Consider the following 7,097-nt stretch of genomic DNA (forward strand, 5'->3'; position numbering starts at 1 on the left):
TTTTGTTTCGGGCTCAGTTATCTGTTCCAGCTCATGGCCTACTTCCACCGCCGCTGGCTCTGGGCGGCCATCCTCCTACTGTGCTGCATGAGACTGCTCGACCTGAACAAACCGGTGGCCTTCCTCGCGCACTGGCAGCGGAATTACAACGCCGCGTCGGCCGGCGGCTGGATCGGCCTGATGATGAACAAATATCTGTTTGGCCATTTCGGCCTCGTCGGCGCGTCCATCATCTTCGCCACCCTTTATTTGATCAGTCTTCTGTTCCTCACCAATTTCCAGCTCGGCGAGTGGCTGCGCGGACTGCTGGTCCGGGGGCCGGACGGAATAACCAAAGAGGAAAAGGACCTCTCCGCGGAAGAAAAGGCGCTGGAACGCCGCGCGCGCGAACTCGAGCGTCAGGCGAAAAAACTCCAGGAACAGGTCGTCAAGGCCGGCCTCGGCCCTGATCTGCAGCCCGTTCCCGAACCCACCGTGCGCGACCTCAGCGTGCCCCAACCCAAGGCTCCCTTCCGTTCCAGCGCCCGCCCCGCCAAAGCCAGGACCACCGAAGCCGAAACCGCCACCGCGCCCGGCGTTGAAGGAGAGGTCATCTCTGCAAAGGAAATCGCCGCTGCCACCACCGCCGACATCCTCCCCAAAACGAAGGACAAATCAAAAGATGCGAAGTCGGACGAGAAGATTCCTGACCCGGCGAAAGACAGGGACGTCGCTTCCGAAAAGGACAAGACCGTGGTCGTTGACGAAAAAACGGCCGTTGAGTCTCCGCCTGTCGTCCATCTGACGCCGGAGGCCTCTTCCAAACCGAAGGCCCAGCCGAAAAAAAACAAACCGATCGCCGTCGCCTCCACGCCGCTGATTGGCAATTACCAGTTGCCCTCCTTCGATTTGCTCAATTACCCCGACCCCACCGTCCGGCCCACCGAATCCAAGGAGGACCTGATGGCCAGCGCGCGGCTCATTCAACAGACCCTCGCGCAGTTCGACATCGAAGTCGCGCTCGGCGACATCACCAAGGGACCGACCATCACCCGCTACGAGCTGCATCCCGCGCCCGGCGTGAAGCTCGAAAAAATCACCGCCCTCAACAATAACATCGCCGCCGCGCTCAAGGCCGAGCGCATCCACATCCTCGCCCCCGTTCCCGGCAAAAGCTCCGTCGGCGTCGAGGTCCCGAACGCCGTCAAGACCAAGGTTATCATCCGCGACCTCCTCGAATCCGAGGAATGGCGCAACTCGCGCACACGCCTCCCGCTCGCACTCGGCAAGGACGTTTACGGTCACCCGATTGTCGCCGACCTCACCGAGATGCCGCACCTGCTCATCGCCGGCAGCACCGGCTCCGGCAAATCCGTCTGCATCAACGCCATCATCACCTCGCTCCTCTATCGCTTCTCGCCCGACCAGCTCCGCTTCGTCATGATCGATCCCAAGGTCGTCGAACTCCAGCAATACAACGCCCTGCCCCACCTCGTCGTCCCCGTGGTCAATGACCCCAAGAAGGTCATCCTCGCCCTCCGCTGGGTCGTCAACGAAATGGAAAAACGCTACCAGATCTTCGCCAAAGTCGGCGTCCGTAACATCAAATCATTCAACGAACGACCCAAGGACAAGCCATTGCCGAAGACCGAACCCGAACTGCCGCTCAAGGCGAAAAAGGAAAAAATCGAGGCCGGCGCCGACGGTTTCGCCGTCGAGGTGGACGAGGAAATCGTCGTGCCGCGCGACGACGACATCGTCATCCCCGAAAAACTCAGCTACATCGTCGTCATCATAGATGAACTGGCGGACCTCATGCTCGTCGCGCCCGCCGACGTGGAAATGGCGATCGCCCGCATCACCCAGATGGCCCGCGCCGCCGGCATCCATTGCATCGTCGCCACCCAGCGCCCCAGCGTGGACGTCATCACCGGCGTCATCAAGGCCAACATCCCCGCGCGCATCGCCTTTCAGGTCGCCGCCAAGGTGGACTCGCGCACGATTCTCGACGCCATGGGCGCCGACAAACTTCTTGGCAAGGGCGACATGCTCTACCTGCCGCCCGGCTCCGCCAAACTCGTCCGCGCCCAGGGCGCCCTCATCACCGACCATGAAATCAACGGCATCGTTGAATTCATCGCCAAACAGGGCAAACCCAGTTACGAAATGGAGATCCACCGGCAACTCTCCAGACCCTCCGCCGCGTTTGGCGTCGAGGAAGGCGCCAGCGACGAGGACGAAGACCTGATTCAACAGTGCATTGAAGTCATCCGCAGCGAACAAAAGGCCAGCGTGTCACTGCTCCAACGACGGTTGCGCCTCGGCTACACGCGTGCCGCGCGCATCATGGACGAACTCGAGAATCGCGGCATCGTCGGCCCCAGCAAAGGCGCCGAACCGCGCGACATCCTTATTGACCTCGACGGCACCGGTGCCGACGGGCAGGGCCAATAACGCCTCCTCCTGCAGGCCTGGTCGCTGACCTGGCGCTCTGCCATAGCTCACTCAACCTTCAAACCTCCCCCTCGTCCGTCCAACGGACTCCTCACGTCCAGACCAGGCTTGCTCATGACCTGCGTGTGAATTTGTGTCGTTGCGACGTCCTTGTGCCCCAATAAAACCCGCACCGTCCGGATGCCTTATCTGTTGTCCAGCAGATGCGTGGAAAAGCTGTGGCGGAGCACGTGCGGGGTGACCGTCCTTTGCAAGTGCGCCTGGCGCGCAAACACGGTCAAACGCCCTCAACCCATGATCAGCTTCGCCGCCTCTTTCGCGGTCGTGCTTTCATGCACGATGGCCATGAGCGCACGCGTCATGCCAGCCGGGTCACGGTGCTGGATGATGTTGCGGCCATAGACGATCCCGGCCGCGCCCTGCTTGATGAGCGTCTCGGTGCGTTCGAGGATTTCCTGGTCCGGCGCTTTGCCGCCGCCGCGGACGAGCACGGGAATGCGTCCGGCTATCTCGACAACCTGGTGATAGACGTTCACGTCATCGGTGGGATCGGCCTTGATGATGTCCGCGCCGAGTTCGACCGCCTGCCGGACCAGCGGCAGGATTTTGTCGAGGTCGCCGTCCACCATGTAGCCGCCGGCCTTCTGGTTCGGCTGAAACACGAGCGGCTCGATCATCAGCGGCACGGCAAAGCTGTCGCACCCGGGTTTGATGCGCAAAATGTTCTGAATGCACTGATCGGTGACCTCCGGCTGTTCCGGAATGCGGAACAAATTCACGACCACGCAGGCGGCATCGAGTCGCAACGCCTGCTCGACCGGCTGCTCGATCATGCGGCTGAACAGCGCGCGCGGCAGTTCCGTGCCATAGACGTTGGCGACATCGGTGCGCAACACGAGCGCGGGTTTTTCCCTGCCGGGCAATGATTGAAGATAGTGCGCCTGGCCAATAGTGAGCTGGATCGCGTCCGGCGCGGCGCCAACGACCGTCTTGACGGCCTGCTCCAGGTTTTCGATTCCTTGCAGAAAACCGCGTTCATTGAAGAAGCCGTGGTCAATGGCCACGTCGAAGCAACGGTTGGATCTGGCATTAAAAAGCCGATTAAGGCGGTAGGTCTTCATAGGGGCGATTTAAGACGGTCCGAGTCATCCCGGAGAAAAAGCGGACATTTGTCAAGGAGAGGACAAACGGCGTACACTGCGAGTCTTCAACCTTGTGACCCCGGCTCCCGCGCAGAATTGGCAACTCGCCCTAAAAAATGCGTCCCAGGCCATGCACGACTTCACCGGTGCATTCGAGACACCAGCCCAGCGCGGTGAACACGCTGACGCGCGAGGTCACCAGGGGCACCCCGAGCAACAGCACGAACACATTCCCCAGCCAGATGATGACCGCGGAAAACAGGCGCCCCTGTTGTGTGATGTCCGATTGGCGCGTCTGCAACGCATGACAGGTGAGCGTCACGTGGAAAGCGTAGGCCGCCCCCACAAGCAGATGGAACCAGACCAGATACCGTGTCCAGCCCCAGATCCAATGCCCAATCATGAACACCACGACCACCGCTGCCACGTACAAGGGGAAAAAATAGGGCGCGAGGGTGATAAGAAAATTGGTTTTGCTGACGACGACATGCCCTCCTTCAGAAGTCGCCTTGAATTTGCGGACGCGCCCCCCGAACAGCCAGGTCCAGAGCGCATGGGTCAGTTCATGACCGAAGACGTAAACCCACATCGGCTTCGGCAGCAAAAGAAGAATTACGAGCCAGCAAGCCGCACCGGCCAGCATCGCCACCCACACGGTGTCAGCGCTTCCGCTGGCCCGCAGCACCATCACCAGCGCCCGCGTCGCGCCGATACAAAACGGCAACAACAGTACTGCGACGATGGTTTTGGCCCATTTCGGCATCGAAAGGTGTCGAAATTAATTGCCCGGGCGGGAATTCAAGGCAACGAAAAAGCCCGTTCCCTCAACGGGAACAGGCTTTGAAAGAAAACTGTTAAATGCTCAAGGCCGCGAAGGATCGCTGCCACTGCCGTAAGTAGCTGGCTGCGGGGGCGTGGACGGGAATGAACTGCCATCAATACGTGTGCTGGAACTTGAGTATTGTCCGCCGAATTGGTCCGCGGCACTGCTGCCATTGCTGCGCTGGCGGGCCGCTTTTTGGATGCTGGCCTGAGCCTGCGGCACTGCCAAAACCATTACGGTAACGAGTCGTTCCCGCATTTTAGGGTTGAGATCAACGATCGCGGCGAAAATGTCGCCCGCTTTATCCGGTGCCGCCAAAGCCGCCGCGGAGGCGATGGCCTCAATCTGATCCGGTGCCGCCTTCACCGCCGCTGCCGCCACTGCTGGTGCCGTGGATGGAGCAGCTTTGATAACGGAACTCACGACGGTTACCGCAGCCGCCGGATTCTTGGCGATCGCGGCGTGAATCACCGCCACAGCCGTCGCTTCTTTTTCCTTCTTCGACGCTTTGGTGACGGCCTCCGACGCTTTCAACGCGAGTTCCGCGCCGGGCGCGTCGTTGATGGATTTGGTAATTGCAGCGGTTTCTTTTTTGGTCAACGCCTGCGCCGGTGAGCCGGCAAAGCACATGAGGGTCGCGAGCACCGCGGCCACGACGAATCGTTTGTTATTTTTCATACTCGGTATTGCAGTCGATTTTTCCCCCGCAAACTGTCCTAACTATTAAACTGCGTTGGCGTTACAGTCAAACGAATAATCTCGGAACTTTTGCCGGAACCAACGGGGCCCGAAAACCCGCCTTTCCATATATTTGGCGGCCCTGCAGTGGTGATTGGAATGAATTGTCAGCGGGGTGGTCGCGATGATTCAATGGGCCGCATGACCAGCGACGATGCGCTGCATATATTCCGGCGGACAGGAGCGTTGCTCGAAGGCCATTTCATCCTGCGCAGCGGGTCGCACAGCCGGCAATTCTTCCAATGCGCACTCGCCCTTCAGCAAATGCCCGTTGTGGAAGAACTGGGGGGGGCGCTCGCCGCCAAGGTTTCTTCGCTTGGCGCCACGACTGTCATTTCACCGGCTATGGGGGGATTGGTCATCGGGCAGGAGGTGGCGCGACGGCTTCGCGCGCGGTTTATCTTCGTCGAGAAGGAGGAAGGCAAACTCGTGTTGCGCCGGGGTTTCAAGATTCTGCCGGGCGAGAGAATTCTGGTGGTCGAGGACGTCGTCACCAAGGGCGGTCGGGTGCAGGAAACCCTCGACATTGTGCGCGTCAACGGCGGGCAGACGGCTGGCGTGGCGATGATAGTGGACCGCTCGAATGGCACGGTGAATTTCGGCGTGCCAACGTTCAGCCTGATCGCGTTGACCGTGGAAACGTTCGAGCCGGACAAATTGCCGCCGGACCTGGCCGGAACCCCAGCGGTAAAACCGGGAAGCAAATGAGCAGGGGCGGATGTTGGGTTTTCTCTTCGAACGGCCGGGAGCATGCCCGACTGCTTGATTGGGTTCCACCGGTGCGATAGGAAAGCCGCGGACGAACAACAGCACGCTTCCATGTTTTTCCTCATTCCTGTTGCTGTGGATTATCGGGCGCGTCGATTGCCTGCCGTCACCTTTACGTTGATCGGGCTCAATGTTCTTCTTTATCTGATCTCGTTCCTGTTCGACCTTGCGGGCAGGAGTGAAATCGATCCGCTGACCATGAACCTGGGGCTGATCCCGGCGGAGAAAACATGGTGGACGTGGATCACCTCCATTTTTATTCACGCCGGTTTTATTCATGTCGCGGGGAACATGATCTACCTGTTTTTGTTCGGCGCCTGCGTGGAGGACATACTGGGGCGTTTGCGTTTCACGATATTCTATCTCGCGGGTGGACTGATCGCGAACCTCAGCCAGGTGTTGCTCACCACTGAAGCGGAAGCGGAGATTCCGATCGTCGGCGCGTCCGGAGCGATATGCGCCTCCATCGGGGCGTTTCTGATTGTTCTGCCGCGCACAAAGATCAACTTTCGCTATTTCGGCTGGGTTTTCTTCCGCGTGTTCAGCGGCGAATTCTGGCTTTCGGCGCGCGTCGTCGTCGCCTTTTGGTTCGTCATGGATTTCGTGTCACTCATTCTTCATCTGGGGCGCGACAGCGGCGGGGGTGGAATCGCCTTTGGGGCGCACGTGGGCGGGACCGTCGCCGGCGCCTTCGTTGCATGGATCATGCGGAAGCGCTTGAAACCCGCCGATTCAGACGAGGTCGAACTTCGGCCGCTCGCGTCCGCCAGAACAGCTCCCCAGCCTGTGGACATTTATCTATACGTGAACGAGCAGCAGATCGGGCCGTTTGCGCGCGGACGCATTCGTGAAATGCTCGCCTTGGGAACGATTACTCCGGAAACGCAATACTGGCGGGAGGGAATGTCCGAATGGCGGCCGATCGCCGAACTGTGACACGCTGGAAAACGACCAACCCCGCGCACCAGCCGCCCGGCGAGGCGCCGGTTGCCATGCGTCACCGGTTTGATAGTCTCCACGCATGGCCTTCGACTCCTTTCGCGATTTCGTGAATCAGCTCGACCGCGCGGGCGAACTCAAACGCATTTCACAGCCCGTCGCCACCGAACTCGAAATCACCGAACTCGCCGACCGTGAAATGAAATCGCCCCAAGGTGGGAAGGCGTTGCTCATTGAGAAACCCACCGTGAACG

Annotated in this window: 7 protein-coding genes; 4 read left to right on the top strand and 3 right to left on the bottom strand. The window is 59.9% G+C overall.

The genetic code is table 11. The features are described from left to right. Positions 1 to 2,433 (top strand): DNA translocase FtsK (locus VN887_05385; GenBank protein ID HXT39436.1); only part of this gene is annotated, 2,433 nt, incomplete at its 5' end. Positions 2,434 to 2,720: 287 nt separating this feature from the next. On the opposite strand, the gene VN887_05390 is transcribed toward VN887_05385, so the two are convergent. The 3 genes from VN887_05390 to VN887_05400 form a co-directional block, all read right to left on the bottom strand. Next, the gene (locus VN887_05390; GenBank protein ID HXT39437.1) at positions 2,721 to 3,554 is read right to left on the bottom strand and encodes an aldolase; all 834 of its coding nucleotides are present in this window, start codon (positions 3,552 to 3,554) and stop codon (positions 2,721 to 2,723) included. Positions 3,555 to 3,684: 130 nt separating this feature from the next. Continuing rightward, on the bottom strand, positions 3,685 to 4,338 hold the full coding sequence (locus VN887_05395) for a hypothetical protein (GenBank protein ID HXT39438.1): 654 nt from the start codon (positions 4,336 to 4,338) through the stop codon (positions 3,685 to 3,687). Positions 4,339 to 4,437: 99 nt separating this feature from the next. Beyond that, the gene (locus VN887_05400) at positions 4,438 to 5,076 is read right to left on the bottom strand and encodes a hypothetical protein (protein HXT39439.1); all 639 of its coding nucleotides are present in this window, start codon (positions 5,074 to 5,076) and stop codon (positions 4,438 to 4,440) included. Between the two features lie 201 nt (positions 5,077 to 5,277). Here VN887_05400 and pyrE point away from each other — a divergent pair, with 201 nt between their 5' ends. From pyrE to VN887_05415, 3 genes are all read left to right on the top strand, one after another. Beyond that, the gene (pyrE, locus tag VN887_05405) at positions 5,278 to 5,844 is read left to right on the top strand and encodes an orotate phosphoribosyltransferase (GenBank protein HXT39440.1); all 567 of its coding nucleotides are present in this window, start codon (positions 5,278 to 5,280) and stop codon (positions 5,842 to 5,844) included. A 111-nt stretch (positions 5,845 to 5,955) separates the two neighbouring features. Further along, entirely contained in the window at positions 5,956 to 6,840 is an 885-nt protein-coding gene (locus tag VN887_05410; GenBank protein ID HXT39441.1) for a rhomboid family intramembrane serine protease, read from the top strand. Positions 6,841 to 6,925: 85 nt separating this feature from the next. After that, on the top strand, positions 6,926 to 7,097 hold a 172-nt coding region (locus tag VN887_05415; protein ID HXT39442.1), incomplete at its 3' end, for a menaquinone biosynthesis decarboxylase.

The organism is Candidatus Angelobacter sp. (assembly GCA_035607015.1).
Taxonomy (GTDB): Bacteria; Verrucomicrobiota; Verrucomicrobiia; order Limisphaerales; family AV2; genus AV2.